This is a genomic window from Mycobacterium spongiae (assembly GCF_018278905.1).
In the GTDB taxonomy this organism is placed as follows: Bacteria; Actinomycetota; Actinomycetes; order Mycobacteriales; family Mycobacteriaceae; genus Mycobacterium; species Mycobacterium spongiae.
This window is the reverse complement of the sequence record NZ_CP046600.1, coordinates 3,521,096-3,537,546: the sequence shown is the minus strand read 5'-3', so window position 1 is coordinate 3,537,546 and position 16,451 is coordinate 3,521,096. Positions and strand designations below refer to the sequence as shown.

At 64.6% G+C, this 16,451-nt stretch carries 16 protein-coding genes and 1 pseudogene; 8 read left to right on the top strand and 9 right to left on the bottom strand.

The features are described 5' to 3' along the window. The first annotated feature begins 250 nt into the window (after positions 1-250). The 6 genes and pseudogenes from F6B93_RS14360 to F6B93_RS14335 all read left to right on the top strand — a co-directional run bounded on the left by F6B93_RS14360 (position 251) and on the right by F6B93_RS14335 (position 7,232). Positions 251-1,033 carry an MBL fold metallo-hydrolase gene (locus F6B93_RS14360; protein WP_211695690.1) on the top strand — a complete coding sequence of 261 codons (783 nt, stop codon included), beginning with the start codon at positions 251-253 and terminating at the stop codon, positions 1,031-1,033. Between the two features lie 129 nt (positions 1,034-1,162). Further along, the gene (gene htpG, locus F6B93_RS14355) at positions 1,163-3,106 is read left to right on the top strand and encodes a molecular chaperone HtpG (RefSeq protein ID WP_211695689.1); all 1,944 of its coding nucleotides are present in this window, start codon (positions 1,163-1,165) and stop codon (positions 3,104-3,106) included. Between the two features lie 59 nt (positions 3,107-3,165). Beyond that, a complete protein-coding gene (locus tag F6B93_RS14350; RefSeq protein ID WP_211695688.1) occupies positions 3,166-4,788 on the top strand; it encodes an FAD-dependent monooxygenase in 1,623 nt (540 codons plus the stop codon). Beyond that, a complete protein-coding gene (locus tag F6B93_RS14345) occupies positions 4,788-5,396 on the top strand; it encodes a TetR/AcrR family transcriptional regulator (protein WP_211695687.1) in 609 nt (202 codons plus the stop codon). The genes F6B93_RS14350 and F6B93_RS14345 overlap by 1 nt, the downstream gene beginning before the upstream one ends. A gap of 128 nt (positions 5,397-5,524) precedes the next feature. Further along, positions 5,525-6,109 (top strand): annotated as a pseudogene (locus F6B93_RS14340) (TlpA family protein disulfide reductase); the annotation flags it as partial. Positions 6,110-6,218: 109 nt separating this feature from the next. Then, the gene (locus F6B93_RS14335) at positions 6,219-7,232 is read left to right on the top strand and encodes a glycoside hydrolase family 6 protein (RefSeq protein ID WP_211695686.1); all 1,014 of its coding nucleotides are present in this window, start codon (positions 6,219-6,221) and stop codon (positions 7,230-7,232) included. A 70-nt stretch (positions 7,233-7,302) separates the two neighbouring features. Here the strand turns inward: F6B93_RS14335 and F6B93_RS14330 are convergent, their stop codons facing one another. Next, complete coding sequence (locus tag F6B93_RS14330) at positions 7,303-8,283, bottom strand: aldo/keto reductase (RefSeq protein ID WP_211695685.1); 981 nt, start codon at positions 8,281-8,283, stop codon at positions 7,303-7,305. Positions 8,284-8,313: 30 nt separating this feature from the next. On the opposite strand from F6B93_RS14330, the gene F6B93_RS14325 reads away from it, so the two are divergent. Beyond that, a complete protein-coding gene (locus F6B93_RS14325; protein WP_246540780.1) occupies positions 8,314-9,306 on the top strand; it encodes an LLM class F420-dependent oxidoreductase in 993 nt (330 codons plus the stop codon). Between the two features lie 61 nt (positions 9,307-9,367). Here F6B93_RS14325 and F6B93_RS14320 read toward each other — a convergent pair whose 3' ends face one another. From F6B93_RS14320 to F6B93_RS14290, 7 genes are all read right to left on the bottom strand, one after another. Beyond that, on the bottom strand, positions 9,368-10,009 hold the full coding sequence (locus tag F6B93_RS14320) for a TetR/AcrR family transcriptional regulator (RefSeq protein ID WP_211695684.1): 642 nt from the start codon (positions 10,007-10,009) through the stop codon (positions 9,368-9,370). Between the two features lie 69 nt (positions 10,010-10,078). After that, positions 10,079-10,234: a rubredoxin gene (locus tag F6B93_RS14315; protein WP_211699499.1), complete on the bottom strand. Its 156-nt coding sequence runs from the start codon at positions 10,232-10,234 to the stop codon at positions 10,079-10,081. Positions 10,235-10,350: 116 nt separating this feature from the next. Beyond that, positions 10,351-11,571 carry an alkane 1-monooxygenase gene (locus F6B93_RS14310; protein WP_211695683.1) on the bottom strand — a complete coding sequence of 407 codons (1,221 nt, stop codon included), beginning with the start codon at positions 11,569-11,571 and terminating at the stop codon, positions 10,351-10,353. 195 nt (positions 11,572-11,766) lie between these two features. Beyond that, positions 11,767-12,339 carry a PaaI family thioesterase gene (locus tag F6B93_RS14305; protein ID WP_211695682.1) on the bottom strand — a complete coding sequence of 191 codons (573 nt, stop codon included), beginning with the start codon at positions 12,337-12,339 and terminating at the stop codon, positions 11,767-11,769. Positions 12,340-12,492: 153 nt separating this feature from the next. Beyond that, positions 12,493-12,969 carry a hypothetical protein gene (locus F6B93_RS14300; protein ID WP_211695681.1) on the bottom strand — a complete coding sequence of 159 codons (477 nt, stop codon included), beginning with the start codon at positions 12,967-12,969 and terminating at the stop codon, positions 12,493-12,495. Positions 12,970-13,068: 99 nt separating this feature from the next. After that, positions 13,069-13,299 (bottom strand): hypothetical protein, encoded by a 231-nt coding sequence (locus F6B93_RS14295; RefSeq protein WP_211695680.1) that lies wholly within the window; start codon positions 13,297-13,299, stop codon positions 13,069-13,071. Between the two features lie 356 nt (positions 13,300-13,655). Beyond that, entirely contained in the window at positions 13,656-14,579 is a 924-nt protein-coding gene (locus F6B93_RS14290; RefSeq protein WP_211695679.1) for an IclR family transcriptional regulator, read from the bottom strand. Positions 14,580-14,777: 198 nt separating this feature from the next. Here F6B93_RS14290 and F6B93_RS14285 point away from each other — a divergent pair, with 198 nt between their 5' ends. Further along, a complete protein-coding gene (locus tag F6B93_RS14285) occupies positions 14,778-15,530 on the top strand; it encodes a hypothetical protein (protein WP_246540777.1) in 753 nt (250 codons plus the stop codon). Here F6B93_RS14285 and F6B93_RS14280 read toward each other — a convergent pair. Continuing rightward, a complete protein-coding gene (locus F6B93_RS14280; protein ID WP_211695678.1) occupies positions 15,527-16,432 on the bottom strand; it encodes a haloalkane dehalogenase in 906 nt (301 codons plus the stop codon). The two genes, F6B93_RS14285 and F6B93_RS14280, sit on opposite strands and share 4 nt — an antisense overlap. Positions 16,433-16,451: the final 19 nt, after the last annotated feature.

Genomic DNA, 16,451 nt, shown 5'->3' with positions numbered 1-16,451 from the left:
GCGAGCGGCGGCCGCCCGTGCCCGGCGAAATTGCCCGAGCTCCTTCGCCGCGAACGGGCACGGCGCAGATTGCTCGGGTGCTGGTCATCAGGCCACGGGACAGGTCCCATGGGTTCGGTGGATAGAGTTGACGTGGTCGACGGCGCGGATTGGCGCCGTGGGCCACCAGCTACTCCGGTAAGGATGCGGACTTGGAGACGATGCGGCAGCCTGACACCGTGGGTATCTCGGGACGAGACGGAACGGGGCGGTGAAAGTCCACCACCTCAACTGCGGCACGATGAACGTGCCCGGTGTCGGCTTGATCTGCCACGTGTTGCTGCTGGAGACCGACGACGGGCTGGCCTTGGTCGACACCGGTTACGGCGCCCGGGACTGCCTCGATCCCGCTCGGCTAGGACCGGTCCGCCACTTCCTCCGGCCGGCATTGCTGCCCACCGAAACTGCGCAATACCAAATCGAACAGCTGGGGTACCGCGCGTCCGATGTGCGCCACATCGTGCTGACGCATTGTGATTTCGACCATATCGGCGGGATCGCCGACTTCCCCGACGCGGACATCCATGTCACTGCCGCCGAAGCCCGCGGCGCCATCCACGCTCCCTCGATCCGCGAGCGCGTTCGCTATCGCCGTACCCAATGGGCACACGGTCCCAAGCTGGTGGAGCACGGTCCCGGTGGGGAATCGTGGCGTGGATTCGTCGCTGCCAAACCCCTCGACGCCATCGGCGACGGCGTGGTGTTGGTGCCGATGCCCGGTCACACCCGTGGGCACGCCGCGGTCGCCGTTGACGCCGGTCACCGCTGGGTCTTGCACTGCGGTGACGCCTTCGATCATCTCGGCACCCTGGACAGGCGCCACCGAGTGCCCTTCTTCGTCCAGGCTCAGCAAGATCTGCTGTCGTTCAACCGCAAACAAATGTACGACAACCAGGCGCGAATCGTTGAGCTTCACCAGCGTCGGGACCCAGACCTGCTGATCGTCTGCGCCCACGATCGCACCCTCTACGGGCTTGCGCGCGATACGGCCTAGCCGGACCGACCAGCCAGCTGGTCTGGCGAATGCCACCAGCCCGGGCCGTCAATTGGGTGACCACCCCTGGCACAGTCCCGGATTCGGTATCGCTAGATTCGAGTCGCGATTTGTCGGAAGGAATGTCACATGAACACCCATGTCGAGCAGCTGGAGTTTCAGGCTGAGGCTCGTCAACTGCTGGATCTGATGGTCCACTCGGTTTACTCGAACAAGGACGCATTTCTGCGCGAGTTGATCTCGAACGCCTCGGATGCGCTGGACAAGCTTCGGATCGAAGCGCTGCGGAACAAGGATCTCGATGCCGACACCGTGGACACGTCGGATCTGCATATCGAGATCGAGGTGGACAAGGGCACGCGGACGTTGACCGTTCGTGACAATGGCATCGGGATGACGCGCGCGGAGGTCGTCGACCTCATCGGCACCCTGGCAAAATCGGGCACCGCCGAACTGCGGCAGAAGTTGCGGGAGGCGAAGAATGCAGCGGCCTCCGAGGAGCTGATCGGTCAGTTCGGCATCGGCTTCTATTCGTCGTTCATGGTCGCCGACAAGATCGAGCTCCTGACCCGCAAGGCCGGCGAGAGCGAAGCCACCAAGTGGGAGTCCAGCGGTGAGGGCACCTACACCATTGAGTCCGTTGAGGGGGCTCCGCAGGGAACGTCGGTCACCCTGCATCTCAAGCCCGAGGACGCCGAGGACGAGCTGCACGACTACACCACGGAATGGACGATTCGCAATCTCGTCAAGAAGTATTCCGACTTCATCGCGTGGCCTATTCGCATGGAGGTTGAGCGGCGCACTCCGGCTCCCGAAGAGGGTGGCGACGAGGTCGTCACTATCGAGACGGAGACCCTCAACTCGATGAAGGCCTTGTGGGCGAAGGCTAGAGATGAGGTCACCGACGAGGAGTACAAGGAGTTCTACAAGCACATCGCGCACGCTTGGGACGACCCACTCGAGATCATCGCGATGAAGGCCGAGGGCACCTTTGAATACCAGGCGCTGCTCTTTATCCCGTCGCATGCGCCTTTCGACCTGTTCAACCAGGATGCCAAGACTGGGGTTCAGCTGTATGTCAAGCGCGTCTTCATCATGGGCGACTGCGACCAGCTCATGCCCGAGTACCTGCGTTTCGTCAAAGGGGTCGTCGACGCCCAGGACATGTCGCTCAACGTCTCTCGCGAAATCCTGCAGCAGGATCGGCAAATCAACGCAATCCGTCGCCGGCTGACCAAGAAGGTGCTTTCCACGATCAAAGATCTGCAGTCCGAGCGGCCCGACGATTACCAGAAGTTCTGGACCCAATTCGGCCGGGTCCTCAAGGAAGGCCTGATGTCGGACCTCGACAACCAGGGCAGCCTGCTGGAGATTGCCTCGTTCGCCTCGACGCATAGCGACGACGAACCAACCACCCTGGCCGACTACGTCGAGCGCATGAAAGACGGCCAGAGCGACATCTTCTACGCCACCGGCGAGACGCGCCAGCAACTGCTGAAGTCGCCGCACCTCGAAGCGTTCAAGACCAAAGGCTATGAAGTATTGCTGCTCACCGACCCGGTCGACGAGGTCTGGACCGGCATGGTGACCGAGTTCGACGGCAAGCCGTTGAAATCGGTCGCCAAGGGCGAGGTGGACCTCGACTCCGACGAGGAGAAAAGCGATGCCGAGCGCGAGGAGCAGCAGAAAGAATTCGCCGACCTGCTGACCTGGTTGGCGGAGACGCTGAGCGACCATGTCAAGGAAGTGCGGTTGTCCACCCGGCTTACCGAGTCGCCGGCTTGCCTGATCACCGACGCCTTAGGGATGACCCCGGCGCTCGCGCGCATCTACCAGGCTTCGGGACAGAACGTGCCGGTCGGCAAACGGATCCTCGAACTCAATCCGAGCCATCCGCTCATCACTGCCCTGCGCCAAGCGCAGCAGGACAACCCGGATGATGAGGACAAGGCCCGGCTGAATGAGTCCGCAGAATTGCTCTACGGCACGGCCCTTCTTGCCGAAGGCGGTGCACTCGAGGATCCCGCGCGCTTCGCCGAGCTGGTCGCCGACCGCCTCGCGCGCACGGTGTAGCCGCTCGCTCGCTGCAGGGCGCTACCCAGCGCCATAAGTTGGTTGTAGACTACCAACTTATGGACGGCAGCGACCGAATCTTGATCGTCGGTGCGGGTCCGGTCGGCTTGACGGCGGCCGCGGAGCTGGGGCGACGTGGTGTCGCAGTGCGCGTGGTCGATGCGGCGTCAGGTCTGTCAACGACGTCCAAAGCCATCGGCATTCATGCCCGGACGCTGGAGTTGCTCGAGCGCCTCGATATCAGCGCCCGCCTGGTTGATGTGGGTGTTGAGATCGGTGGCTTTCGCTTTCATGACCGCGGAGAGGTGATCGCTGACCTATCGTTCGCGGGTCTGGCGACGCACTACCCGTTCGCGTTGTCGTTGGGTCAGGACGCTACCGAGCGGGTGCTGCTCGACCGCGTGCACGCTGACGGTGGCGGGGTGGAGTGGGGTGTGCGGCTAGCGGCGCTTCGTGACCGGGGCGACCGCGTCGAGGTCGAACTTGCCCACCCCGACGGCCGACGCGAGCAAACGACGGTGTCGTGGGTCTTAGGCTGCGACGGTGCGCACTCGAGCGTGCGCCAACAGCTGGGCGTTGGGTTCGACGGTGAGCCGTTCCCGCAGTGGTTTCTGGTCGCAGACCTGCACATGGACACGGCCCTCGACGCCAACCGGATAAACCTGTTCCTGTCGGACGCCGGTGCCACCGCGGTCCTCCCGCTGCCCGAACCCGGGCTGTTTCGGTTGGCCACGCCCCTAGACACGGATGCGCTTCGTCCCCACGATGTTTCGCTGATCGATCTCGCCGCGATCGAGGCGCTGTGGAGCGCCCGCGTCGGGAGCCGGGCGCACTTCTCCGACCCGCGGTGGATCGCGCCGTTTCAGTTCCAGAGCCGTCTTGCCGGCGCATACCGGAAAGGCCGCGTGCTGCTGGCCGGCGACGCTGCGCACGTGCACTCTCCCGTCGGCGGGCAGGGCATGAATGCCGGTATGCACGACGCGTTCAACCTGGTGTGGAAACTTGATGCCGTCCGCCGAGGCGCACCTGAGGCGCTGCTCGACAGCTACGACGCAGAGCGTCGGCCGGTCGCGGCCCACATGCTTGCCCAGACCCGCCGCAACGCCGTGTTGGTCTCCTCCAAGTCCAGGATGCTGCGCGCGGCGCGAAAACGGATGCTGAAGCTGGTGACCCGCGTCCGGCCTATTCGGCTCAGGGTGCTCGAAGCCCTGACGATGCTGTCGGTGTCCTATCCGCGCACCGCCCTGCCGGGACCCACGGCTGCGATATCGCCGCACGCGCGCCTCGGTGGCGAACCCAGTGCTGGCCAGCGTGCCCCCGATGCACCGCTGCAATGTGGCGACTCGACGATGCGATTGCACGACCTCCTGCGCTCGCCCCGGCACGTCCTACTGTGCTTCGACGGTGGCGCGCGCGATCAGACCGACCATCGCGAACTCCTCCACGCCAGCATCGACGTCGTCGTGATCCGCCGGGCATCCAGCCCGGGAACGTCCGGCGAGGGTCAGCAGCAGCTCTGCGTATGGGATCGTGGTGGTGTGGCCCACCGCGTATACCGTGCGCACCGGCCGACCTCGGTGTTGGTACGGCCCGACGGTGTGATCGCCTGGCGTGGTCGGCCGTCTCGTCGCGAACAACTGCGCGCCGTCACGGCCTCGACGCTGCCGACCGCCCTGGGCTGATGTCACCGCGTCCGCGCAGCGTCTCCGATGACGAGATCCTCGACGTGACCCGATCGATGATCCGCACGCACGGTCCATCGGTGTCCACCGATGCGATCGGTGCACAGCTCGGGGTCTCCGGTCAGGCCATCCTCAAACGATTCGGCAGCCGCGATCGGCTGCTCACCGACGCGCTACGCCCACCGTCACCACCGCCGGTGTTCGCCGTATTGATCAACGGACCCGACGACCGCCCCTTCGCCGATCAGCTTTCCGAATTCGCCACCGCCGCAGCGGAGTTCTTCGCCCGCCTATCCCAGGATTACGTCGCGCTGCGCTGGAGCACGGTCTCGATCGGTGACCTGCTCGCACCACCCGACGGGTCACCGCCGGCCCCGGTTCTCGGAATCCGGACTCTGGCAGCGTGGCTTGGCCGTTGCACCCAGCGCGGACTGATCCGCGACGTTGACCACGAAGCGGTGGCGCTCGGCTTGCTTGGCTCGCTGCAGGTTCATGCGCTTCTATCACATGTGCTCGACCGCCCGCCCACCCACCACGACCACGCCGCCTACATCGCCGTCATCGTCGACACCTACACGCGTGCGCTGGCCGCCGACCACAGCCGATAACCGTCCACCTGAGGAAGGCTGACATGTCCCAAACAACAACTGCGACTTACAATTACGACCGCTTCGACCCCAAGTACTATCCCCTGGGCGACTAGCAGGGCCCGCGCGTCGGCGAGGCGTTTCCGCCCTTCGCGCTGACGACGATTGATGGGCGACCGCGGTCACTGGCCGACTATGCCGGGCGCCCGTTTGTCCTTCAAACAGGGTCCTCGACGTGCGGACCTCATGTGTCGACAATCGTGCCGATGAACGCGATCGCGGCAGCACATCCAGACGTGGCGTTCCTGGTACTCTACGTGCGTGAGGCCCACCCCGGCGAACGTCGGGGTCCACACCGCAACCTCGCCGACAAGACCGGCTGCGCCCGCGACCTGCAACGCGAAGGCGAGCGGCGCGAAATCCTCATCGATGACCTCGACGGAACGTTGCATCGCGCGCTGGGAAGCATGCCCAACTGCACCTTCGTCGTCGACCCCAGCGGCATCGTCGAGTACCTCAACATCTGGACGCACCCACCGGCGATCCGACAGTTCCTCGACCAGGGCAGCGCCCCCGATCGCGGGCATAAGGTGTCGCCGCCCAAGCCCGGCCCAGCGCGGCGATCATTGCAACGCGGGGGCTGGCTCGCCTTATGGGACCAACTCAAGTCTGCGCCCGCACTGATCCGATACCACCGCCGCACCCGCGGCAAAGGTGTCGGCAGCACACCCTGATAGCAGCCACGGCCAGATCGGCGTAGACACCAGGACGGGAGCGGCTCCCGGCGATCGGTTCAGGCGTCCCCCTGAACACCTAGTAGTGGATCTGTATGCTTTCCGCGTGATGTCCTCAGCTGCTAGCGCGGTCGCGCGGTGGATCTCTCCTTTTCTGGCGGTTGCGACCGTCTTCGCCATCGGTTTGTCAGCCGACCCGGTGCAGAACGGTCCCGCCCCGGCGGTGCGCCTGGCCGACGCGGCCAACCCGTTAGCCGGCCAACCGTTCTATGTCGACCCCATCTCCTCGGCCATGAATGCGGCGCATAGCGCCGATCCGCCGAATCCTCAGCTGGACGCCGTCGCCAATACGCCACAGGCGTACTGGATTGACCAGGCATTTCCCGCTGGTTCTGTCGCCGGCACCGTGTCGAGGTACGCGGGCGCGGCACAGGCCGCCGGCGCCATGCCGGTGCTGACGCTGTACGGCATCCCACATCGCGACTGCGGCAGCTTCGCATCGGGCGGGTTCGGGTCGGCGGCGAGCTACCGGCAATGGATCGACAGCGTCGCATCCGGCTTGGGTTCCTTGCCGGCGGCGGTCATCGTCGAGCCCGACGCGGTCGCCATGGCCGACTGCCTGTCGCCCGATCAGCGGCAAGAACGCTTCGGCCTGTTGCGCTACGCCGTGGATACCCTCGCCCGCGATCCGGCGGCGGCCGTCTACCTCGACGGCGGCCACTCGCGCTGGTTGAGCGCCGGTGAACTCGCCGCCCGCCTCAACGAGATCGGTCTGGACCACGCGAGGGGTTTCAGCGTCAACACGGCGAACTTTTTTACCACCGATGAGGAAATCGGCTACGGCGAGGCCGTTTCGGGGCTCACCAACGGCGCCCACTACGTCGTCGACACGTCGCGCAACGGTGCCGGACCAGCGCCCGACAGCGCGCTCAGCTGGTGTAACCCCAGCGGCCGAGCGCTGGGCACGCCGCCCACCACGGCTACCGGCGGCGCGCATGCCGACGCCTACCTGTGGATCAAGCGTCCCGGGGAATCCGACGGTTCCTGCGGCCGCGGGGACCCGGGCGCGGGCATGTTCGTGAACCAATACGCCATTGACCTGGCCCGCAACGCGGGCCTCTAGAACGCCCTCGAGGACGCCCAAGCCGTCGGTAGCCGACGCATACTCGGCTCCGGAACCCGCCCATCCCCGTTTACGGCCCGCCGTTCGGGCGCACCCGGGATCGGAGCGTGTCGGTAAGGACGCGCCCCGCCGACACCGGCCGGAAGGCGCGGGCCGCCGCGGTCAGGGCGTCGCGGGCTTGCGTGCTCAGCTCGATGTCGGTGGCCGCGACGTTGAACTCCAGCTGTTCAACGCTGGAAGCACCGGGGATGGCGACCACACCCGGCAGGCTGATCAGCCAAGCGAGCGCCACCTGTGCGGGTTTGGCGTCGACATCGGCGGCGACTGTGCGCAATGTCTGCAGCAGGGGTTCGATCCGGCGCAGGTTCTCGGTGCCGAATAACGGGTTGAGCGCGCGAACGCCGCCAGGACGGTTGTGGAGTCCGTACTTGCCACCTAGCAGTCCCTGCGCCAGCGGGCTGTAGGCGATCACGATACGGTTCTCGCGCTCGGCGAACGGCACCAGATCCTCGAGCGCACCTGGATGAGCGAGCGAGAAATGAACCTGGTTGCTGATTACCGGACGTCCGAGAGCTGTGTCGGCCTTTCGCCATCGGGTGAGTGAATAGTTCGAAACGCCGGCCGCGCCGATGGCGCCGCTGTCGAGCAAGTCGCGCATTCCCGGCATGATCACCGAATCGGGGACTACCGGGTTGGGCTGGTGAACCTGGTACAGCGGGATGCGGTCGAGCTGCAACCGCCGCGCACTGGCGCGTTCGCGGTGTTTGATCACTGCAGGAAACGGCGCAACGGGGAAGATTTTGCTGGCCACGGCGACCTCGGCGCGTTCGTTGCCGAGCGCGTCGCCCAGGATCCGCTCGCTCTTGCCGAACCCGTAGAGCTCGGCGGTGTCGAACAAGGTGACTCCCAGGGCGCGGGCGCGGTGCACGATATCGCGGGCCGCCCCAAAGGCGTACCGGTCCCCGTAGCCCCACTCACGCGAGCCGAACTGCCAAGTGCCGAGACCGATTCGACTGACTTTGCCGATTCCCTCGGCGTCCAGGTACTTCATTCCTGCCACGGTACTGAAACGGTTTCGGCGATGGCGAGTGTGGGCGACGACCGCCACATCGCCCGGAGGTTCTGGCAGACTGCCACTGTGGAGTTTCGCGTCGTGGTGGAACCCGAGCTGGGAGCGTCCTACGCCGACCAGCTTGCTGTCGCGCAAGCCGCAGAGAAGCTGGGATTCTCAGCGTTCTTCCGCTCTGATCACTACCTGCCCATCAAGGGCGACGGACTGCCCGGACCCACCGATTCCTGGGTGACGCTTGCCGCCATCGCCCGCGAGACGACAACAATCCGACTCGGCACCATGGTCACGTCGGCGACATTCAGGTATCCGGGTCCCTTGGCCATCTCCACCGCCCAAGTCGACGAGATGAGTGGTGGCCGTGTCGAACTCGGCATCGGAGCAGGCTGGTTGGAGGCCGAACATCGGGCATACGGGATCCCGTTCCCGCCACTAGGTGAGCGATTCGACCGGCTCACCGAGCAGCTCGAGGTCGTCACCGGCCTGTGGGGCACCCCAATCGGTACCACGTTCAACTATCGGGGCGCCTACTACGAGCTCACAGACAGCCCCGCGTTGCCCAAGCCGGCTCAGCGCCCGCGCCCGCCGATCATCATCGGAGGTCTTGGGGCCAGGCGCACACCCGCGCTGGCGGCGCGGTTTGCCAACGAGTTCAACCTTCCGGGACTCACGCCACCCGGTGCGGCCGGTCCACAGCTGCAGAGAGTGGCCGAGGCGGTCGCCGCCTCGGGACGGCGCGCCGAGTCGATGGTCTATTCGGCGGTGTTCGCGCTGTGCATCGGCCGCAATGACGGCGAGATCGCTCGTCGCGCCGACGCAATGGGCCGCCTGGGCATCGAAGTGCCCGCCGGGAGCGCCCTGGCGGGCACCCCGGCGGAGGTCGTCGACCGTTGCGGACAGTGGTCAGACCTCGGCGTGCGACGCATCTATGCGTGGCTGCTGGACATTTCCGACATCGCGCAGCTAGAGCTGCTCGCCACCGCTGTCCTGCCCCAGCTGAGCTGAAGTTCATCGTCGAGGAGGATCCCCATCGCGCAGACAGTGCAGACAGCGCGGTGTGGGCGGATCAGCTCCGGGTGCTGATGGCTTCGATGTAGGGCGCGAGGAGGTGGGCCATCCCCCGTGCGGCGTCGTCGGAATCGCTCGGCGGTAGGGCGAGAAAGCTGAGCGCGGACCGAACCACGGCCTGGCCCATCACTTCGGCGTCGTACCGGCTGGCGTTCACCCAGCTGTGCTGGAAGGTCGCCGACAATTGCTCGACGGCATGATCTACCAGAAACTGACTATCCACCGTGATCAGCCGGAGAATGTCGTTGGGAGCGTTCTCGGTTGGCAGCACTTGTGCGAGTGGATCGTTGTGCACCCGGTCGAAGAATTGGCGAAACACGGTTCGCATCGCCCCGTAGCCGTCCTGGTAGTGGTCGTTGATCGCCGTTCGCATTCCGGTGACGATGATGTCGGTCAATCGAAGGGCATAGCTGCGAGCCAGGCCGCGGCGCGAGCGGAACTCGTTGTACAGGGTGCCTCTGCTGATGCCCGCCGCTGTCGCCACGTCCGCCATGGTGATCGACGACCACTTCCGCTCGAGAAGCAACCCGTGCAGCGCGTTCAACACCCCGTCGTGCATCAGACTCAACGCGGTGCTTTGATACGGGTTGCGGTTTCGCAAGGGTTGGGACTCGACCATGTAGGCGAGATTAGTGCGCATGGCGGTGCTTTCGGTGGTCGGGCCGCAGTGGGCTTCTCGTGGACCTTCGAGTGGTTCTTGGCGTGGTCTCTAGGCCCGGCTGACTTCGACCATTTCAAAGTCCGACTTGGCCGCACCACAATCGGGGCAGCTCCAGTCGTCGGGGATATCGTCCCAGCGGGTTCCCGGGGCGATACCGTCTTCGGGCCAGCCCTGCGCCTCGTCGTACTCGAACCCACACTGCATGCAGCGGTAGAGCTTGAAATCGGTTGTCACGTCAGGCCTCCTGGGGTTCGAAGTCGGCTTTCTCGCCGACGCCGCTGGCCTCATCGTAGACGTAGTTGCCCGCCGGGGATCGGCCATTATCGGGCTCCGTACCGGGCGAGGATCTGGTCGCGCTTGCGCGGGTCGATATTGACCGCGGTGATGTCCCCGCCGTAGTGCTCAATCACGCGGTGGTCCATCACCTTTCGCCACAGCGGGGGAAGGTAGGTCAAGGTGATCAACGTGGCGTATCCGCTGGGCAGGTTGGGGGCACCGTCCATGCTGCGCAGCGTCTGGTAGCGGCGCAGGGGATTGGCGTGATGGTCACTGTGCCGCTGCAGATGGTAAAGGAAGATGTTGGTCACGATGTGGTCGGAATTCCAGCTGTGCACCGGTGCACACCGTTCGTAGCGTCCGGATTCGGTGCGTTGCCGCAACAGACCGTAGTGTTCGAGGTAGTTGACGGACTCCAGCAGTGACGCGCCGTACAAAGCTTGGATGATGAGAAACGGCAGGACCTGCCATCCGAAAACCGCAGTCAGCGCGCCGAACAGGACGATCGACATGATCCAGGCGTTGAGGACGTCGTTGTGAAGGCTCCAGGTGGTCTTATTGATCCGCTGCATACGGGTCTTTTCCAACTCCCACGCAGACTTCAGCGAGCCGAACATGCTGCGCGGCAGAAACATCCAGAAGCTTTCTCCGAATCGAGCGCTGGCCGGGTCCTCCGGAGTGGCGACGCGGACGTGGTGGCCGCGGTTGTGCTCGATATAGAAGTGTCCGTACAAGGTCTGGGCCAGGGTGATTTTGGACAGCCACCGCTCGAGGTCTTCGCGCTTGTGCCCCAGCTCGTGGGCGGTGTTGATCCCCACTCCGCCCACAACGCCGATGGTGATCGTCAGCCCGATCTTGCTGACGATGCCCAGGCCGCCATCGATGCCAAGCCAGCTCAGATTGTCGGCCGTCCACAGGTAGCACGCGAGAACCAAGCTGACCATTTGCAAGGGAATGAACGCGTACGTGCAGTAGCGGTAGTATTTGTCGTTCTCCAGGCGTTCCATCACCTCATCGGGCGGGTTGTGGCCGTCGGGGCCGAAGAACAGGTCCAGGATCGGTAGCAACACGTAGAGCAGGATCGGTCCGACCCACCACAGCGCCGGGGTGACAGCGCTGAACCCGAGTTTGCCGAAGGCCCACGCCAGCGCGACGCTCATCGGCAATGAGATGGGCAGCACCAGGCCCACCAGCCAGAGGTATCGCTTTCGGTCGCGCCACTGTTCGGCCGGAAGCTGAGACTCTTGCAGTGCCGTGGACGCCATGACGGCCCCTTTCTCCCGTGCTCACGGGGTGCCGCCCTCTGCGGCGCCATCAACATATCAGACAATTTGTTCAAAACATAAATAAAACAGTTGATTTGTTCAACAGGCGGAGCGCGGGCACACCAGTCGGCCCCGTGCTGTGCGGTGATCAGGTCGCGCTCATCGCCCGCTGTCTTGAGGGCATCGCGACGGTGGCTAGCGCCGATGAATGAATACTCCTTCGGCCGACACTGTCGTGCCGTCGACGTCGCTGATGGTGCCCACCGTGAAGTTCTTCACTCCCTCGACGGTCTGGATGCGGGCTTCGGCTCGCAGCGGTCGCTGCAGAGGCGTCGCTCGGTGGTAGCGCACTGTCAACGTCCCCGTGTATGCGGGCCGTCCCGGTTTGTGGGCGGGCGCGCCGAGCACGTGGTCGAGGATCATGGCGATAACACCGCCGTGCACGAACCCCGGGGGGCCTTCGTACGCCGCACCCAGAGTGAACTCCGTCCACACCGATCCGTCGCTTTCGTGCTGGATCGCCAGCGGGGGAGCCGACGGGTTGCGCGCTCCGACAACGACATTGCCCGAAACCGGGTTCGCCCCGTTGGCGACCGCTCGTTCACCGAAGGATCCAGGCATCAGAGCGGCGCCGAGTTGGCCTGTCACGCTGTCGATCTCGCTGGTAGCCGCGGCGACGACTTCGGAGCTCACCTCGGTGCGGATCGTTGCGTCGATCAACCGCCGGACGGATACCGCGAGCTTCTCGTGTATCGGGGAGTCAGTCATCGGGACCAGTCATCGTGGCGATCGAATCCACCATCGAATCCGCCGTCGAATCCACCATAGTCGCCACGATAGAACAGCGCGCCCGTCCCGCGTTGGCGGGCGCCGCCATGAGGGAGTCTGGCGTGACTGGAACGCCGGCGCCGTGCGCGCGGGTTAGGGGAACAGCTTCTCGGCCATCTGGGTGAGCGAAATGAGCTGCGACGGCGTCGAGCCAACCTGCGGGTGGGCACCCCCGATGCCCTCGATGCCGCCCAGTGCGCTGATCGAAGCCTTGACCGCCTCTGCCAGCGCGCGTCCCTTCTCCGCTTGGTCTGCGGCCGCAGCGGCTTGCTCGCGGAGCCTGTCGACCTCCGCGCGCGCCCTGGCGGCATCCTGGTTGGCCACCTCCGCCGCAGTGCGGTGGACCTCCCTGCCAAAGACCCATCCGATTGCCGTGAAGACGATGGCCTCGAGGGCGCCGAAGATATAGACGTAGCGGCCCCACAGGGTCTCGCTGACGTGTGCATTGTCTGCCGCTTGGTACAGCAGCCAGCAGGAGGCCGCGAACAGTACAACCAGAGATCCCGTCAGCACCCATGCCAACCAGGTGCGGGTAGCAACCCGACCAGAACCCTCATTGCTCATCGCCATCGCCCCTCACCACTGTCTCCCGCCTATCTCTCGCGCGTTGCGAGTTGCTCGGAGGATACCCAAGTACACGGTCGGGTGGCGGTGTGGTGCCAGGTGGTGTCAGCTGTCGGAGACCTTGATGAGGTGGTTGTTGATCGCGTCGGTGCGTTCTTGAATCGAGCGAATACGCGCATTGGTGTCTTCGGCCGTGGTTCTTGTCATAGCGAACTCCCGCATCGCGTCAGCAAACACGCGCTGAGTAGCCTCGACTACTCTGATCGCCTCGAGCAATTCTTTGAGGGCTTTGTCTAGGGCACACAGACGTGCGTCGAGATTCTCCAGGGTGGCCACTGACGTATCGTAGGCGCACTGGCTATCGGCGGTCGAGAGGCGCTGGAATCGTTTCTGCAGGTTGCCTTGTGGACAGCCGCGACGGCCACCATCGCCGGGCACAGGGCAGATGAGAGACCTCTCATGGTGATCTTCGCTAGTACTCACATCGGTCGGGAAATCTGAACGTGACCGCGAAATGCGCGGGTAGCGAGGAAGGGACCCCAACGATGAGAAGCCCCGCGATCTGGAAGTTTGTCACCATTTCCGCGGCCCTGACCGGCCTGGGCGTTGTCTGCGCCGGAACTGCGATGGCGGGTCCGCCCGACTTCCTCTTCAAGGACGAGTAGCCACAGCCGAACGTGTCCGATCGCTGATTAGTCCGACGTCAAGGCCTGGGGCACAACGTGATCGGCTCCGATGCGCTGTTCGATTTCCCGCGCAGAGTCGCGTAGTTGCGCACCCAAACTACGGATAGCGTCACCGTCGAGAGTCGTAAACACCGCGGCCATGACCGTCATCATCGCGGTACCGTCGGGGTCGCGGATCGGAGCGGATATCGTGGCTACGCTGTGTGTCGCGCCGGCAATCAGTTCGTCATCCAACACGTCGATGACGGCGAGATCAGCGTAGGCGCGGGCCAGATGAGCGGTGATCTCGTCGACCTGGCCGTCAGCGCTCAGCGCCCGCAGCGCGGAGTAGACCCGCACGTACTGGTGCGTCAGCCGTTCGACGACGAAGCCGCGCTGCCGAATTGCGCGGAACACGTCCGTCATTCGCTGCTTGAATTGCCGGCTCGGCGTTCCAATGGCCTCCAGCCACTCATTCTGAGCATCGGTACTCCACCAGGCGACATAGTCGCGTCCGATCGGGGGGACGAACGGTGTTCGCATCCCGCGCCAGACCCTCGGTCCGCGTGGACACTCGCCGACGGTATCGGTCACCACCAGTGTGGTGCCCTCCCGGCGCGCCAGCATGACCTGTGTGCCAGTGGCGGCGGCCAACGCCTGCAGGGCGCCCCGGTGTAGCGGCGTGTTCGCCGGCCTGGCCAGCGCAGAGATGGCCGGGCCCCAACTGTAGTGCGCAGTTGCCGGGTCCCTGATTACCCACTCGTGAGCGGCCAATGTGGTCAGCAGCGCATGACCGGTGGCACGGCTGATGCCCAGAGTGCGGCAGATCTCGGCCAAGGAGAACTGCTTGTTCGGATTGCGGCCGAGCAGCTCGATCACCGCGATCACCCGCTCCGTGGGCGGTGACGCGCCTTGACTCCGTATCGGGGGCGCGGTTACGCTCTCTGTCATAATATCGAACGATATGTCGATATTTCGACATTGGCAAGGGCCACTGGAGGCGGAGTACCCAGGGCTGACGAACCAGATTGCGGGCCGGGCATGAGTACTACGAGCGCTACTACGAGCACGTCCAAGAGCATTGCCGCGAGCAGATTGACAAGTTTCGATCTCGACCGGGCCGAACCGGTCGCCGTTGAGGAGCGCCGGGTGTCACCTCGGACCTGGCGAGCCTTTGGGATCTGGACCGCCGTCTTCTGGGGCGCAACCGGCGTCATGGCGACCCTGTTCTATCTGGGCGCCATCGACTTCACTACGAGCACCAAAGCCTCGCTCTACGGAATCAGTATCTGGCTCAACGGATGGTTCATCCCGCTGTTGCTCCCGGGCGCCAGACACCGCCCCCGCATGGCGCTGTTCCACGAGTGCCTGGTGCTCTGGATGGTGTCCTATGTGATGACGAACCTGCTCTGGGAGATTCCGTGGGTGATTTTCTCTCCGTTCGTGTTTCACGACCTGAATACCCTCGGCGATGTCATCGCCTATACGCCCTGGATCCGCGAGAACGTCCTGCACATGTACTGGTGGGATCTGGCGTCGTTCGGGTCGGTCGACCTGCGTACGGTCAACCACAACTCGACGTTTTTCACCCTGGAGATCTACGCCTTCATCAACGTCGCGACCGCCCTGGCGTTCTGGCGACTCAACAAGAAGCGCTCCTCAATGCGGTACTTGATCCCGGTGTTGGGAGCCGGAGAGCCCGTCGTGGCGACCTTCATCTTCTCCTTCAGTGAAGTGTTCGGTGGCTTCGAGAACATGCCCGGCGGGGTCGCCGACACCTTGCTCGCGCTGGTGTGGACCCAATACCAGTACTTCGTGTTCCCCCTCATCTTCGGGTACCTGGGATGCAAGCTGCTGTATGAGGATTGGCGCCAGGCACGAACGGCAGCGCCAAGCGGTTAGCGCGAGATCGGCTGCCAGGCGAGAATTCGTCGGGCCAGTTCTTCTCCGCTGTCCTCCTGGATGAAGTGGCTGGCGTTGATGCGGGCGTGCGGCTGGCCCTCCGCGCCTGGGATGTGCTCGATCAAGGGTCCGTCCGCTCGCCCGAGGATCGGGTCGCGAGATCCGAAGATGGCGAGGAACGGTTTGTCCCATCGCCCCAACGTGTCCCATGCCGCCCGGTTGGCCGGAATCGCCGGATCGTCGGGCGAGGTGGGCACCAATTGCGGGAACACCCGGGCTCCAGCTTGATATGTCTTATCAGGGAACGGTGCGTCATAGCCGGCGCGCACCTCCGCGGGCACCTTGGTGGCGGTGCCGAAGTTCACCAAACGGCCGGCGGGGAGAACGGGGGTGTACCGCGCAAAAGCCCGCCAGGCATAGAAGGCCGCAGGGGTGCGTGTCCGCGCTGTGGGCAGGAAGCCGTTGGCCACCACCAGGCGCGCGATCCGGTCACCCTGTTCGGCGGCGATACGCAGCCCGATCAGTGACCCCCAGTCCTGTACGAACAGCGTGACCTCCGTCAGTTCGAGGCTCTCGAACCAAGCCGTTACCCACTCGACATGCCGCAGGTAGGTGTAATCCTCACGGCGACTGGGTTTGTCGGAGCGGCCAAAGCCGATGAGGTCGGGTGCGAGTACCCGGTGTCCCCCGGCAGCGAGCGGCGGAATCATCGTCCGGTACAGATAGCTCCAGGTCGGTTCACCGTGTAGCAGCACCACCGGCGGGCCGCTGGGCGGGCCCTCGTCGACGTAGTGCATCCGCAGCGGCTGGCCGTCGCTCGCCGCCACGTCAGCATAGTGCGCGGCGAACGGGTAGCCCACCAGGTTCTCGAACCGGGACTCCGGGGTTCTGAGGACTTCCATGATCTGCTTCTCCGATCGA

Excerpts from the sequence above, each read along its gene's own strand:
- htpG (WP_211695689.1), top strand. The coding sequence starts at position 1,163 with ATGAACACCCATGTCGAGCAGCTGGAGTTTCAGGCTGAGGCTCGTCAA.
- F6B93_RS14350 (WP_211695688.1), top strand. The coding sequence starts at position 3,166 with ATGGACGGCAGCGACCGAATCTTGATCGTCGGTGCGGGTCCGGTCGGC.
- F6B93_RS14345 (WP_211695687.1), top strand. The coding sequence starts at position 4,788 with ATGTCACCGCGTCCGCGCAGCGTCTCCGATGACGAGATCCTCGACGTG.
- F6B93_RS14335 (WP_211695686.1), top strand. The coding sequence starts at position 6,219 with ATGTCCTCAGCTGCTAGCGCGGTCGCGCGGTGGATCTCTCCTTTTCTG.
- F6B93_RS14330 (WP_211695685.1), bottom strand. The coding sequence starts at position 8,283 with ATGAAGTACCTGGACGCCGAGGGAATCGGCAAAGTCAGTCGAATCGGT.
- F6B93_RS14325 (WP_246540780.1), top strand. The coding sequence starts at position 8,314 with ATGGCGAGTGTGGGCGACGACCGCCACATCGCCCGGAGGTTCTGGCAG.
- F6B93_RS14320 (WP_211695684.1), bottom strand. The coding sequence starts at position 10,009 with ATGCGCACTAATCTCGCCTACATGGTCGAGTCCCAACCCTTGCGAAAC.
- F6B93_RS14315 (WP_211699499.1), bottom strand. The coding sequence starts at position 10,234 with ATGCAGTGTGGGTTCGAGTACGACGAGGCGCAGGGCTGGCCCGAAGAC.
- F6B93_RS14310 (WP_211695683.1), bottom strand. The coding sequence starts at position 11,571 with ATGGCGTCCACGGCACTGCAAGAGTCTCAGCTTCCGGCCGAACAGTGG.
- F6B93_RS14305 (WP_211695682.1), bottom strand. The coding sequence starts at position 12,339 with ATGACTGACTCCCCGATACACGAGAAGCTCGCGGTATCCGTCCGGCGG.
- F6B93_RS14300 (WP_211695681.1), bottom strand. The coding sequence starts at position 12,969 with ATGGCGATGAGCAATGAGGGTTCTGGTCGGGTTGCTACCCGCACCTGG.
- F6B93_RS14290 (WP_211695679.1), bottom strand. The coding sequence starts at position 14,579 with ATGACAGAGAGCGTAACCGCGCCCCCGATACGGAGTCAAGGCGCGTCA.
- F6B93_RS14280 (WP_211695678.1), bottom strand. The coding sequence starts at position 16,432 with ATGGAAGTCCTCAGAACCCCGGAGTCCCGGTTCGAGAACCTGGTGGGC.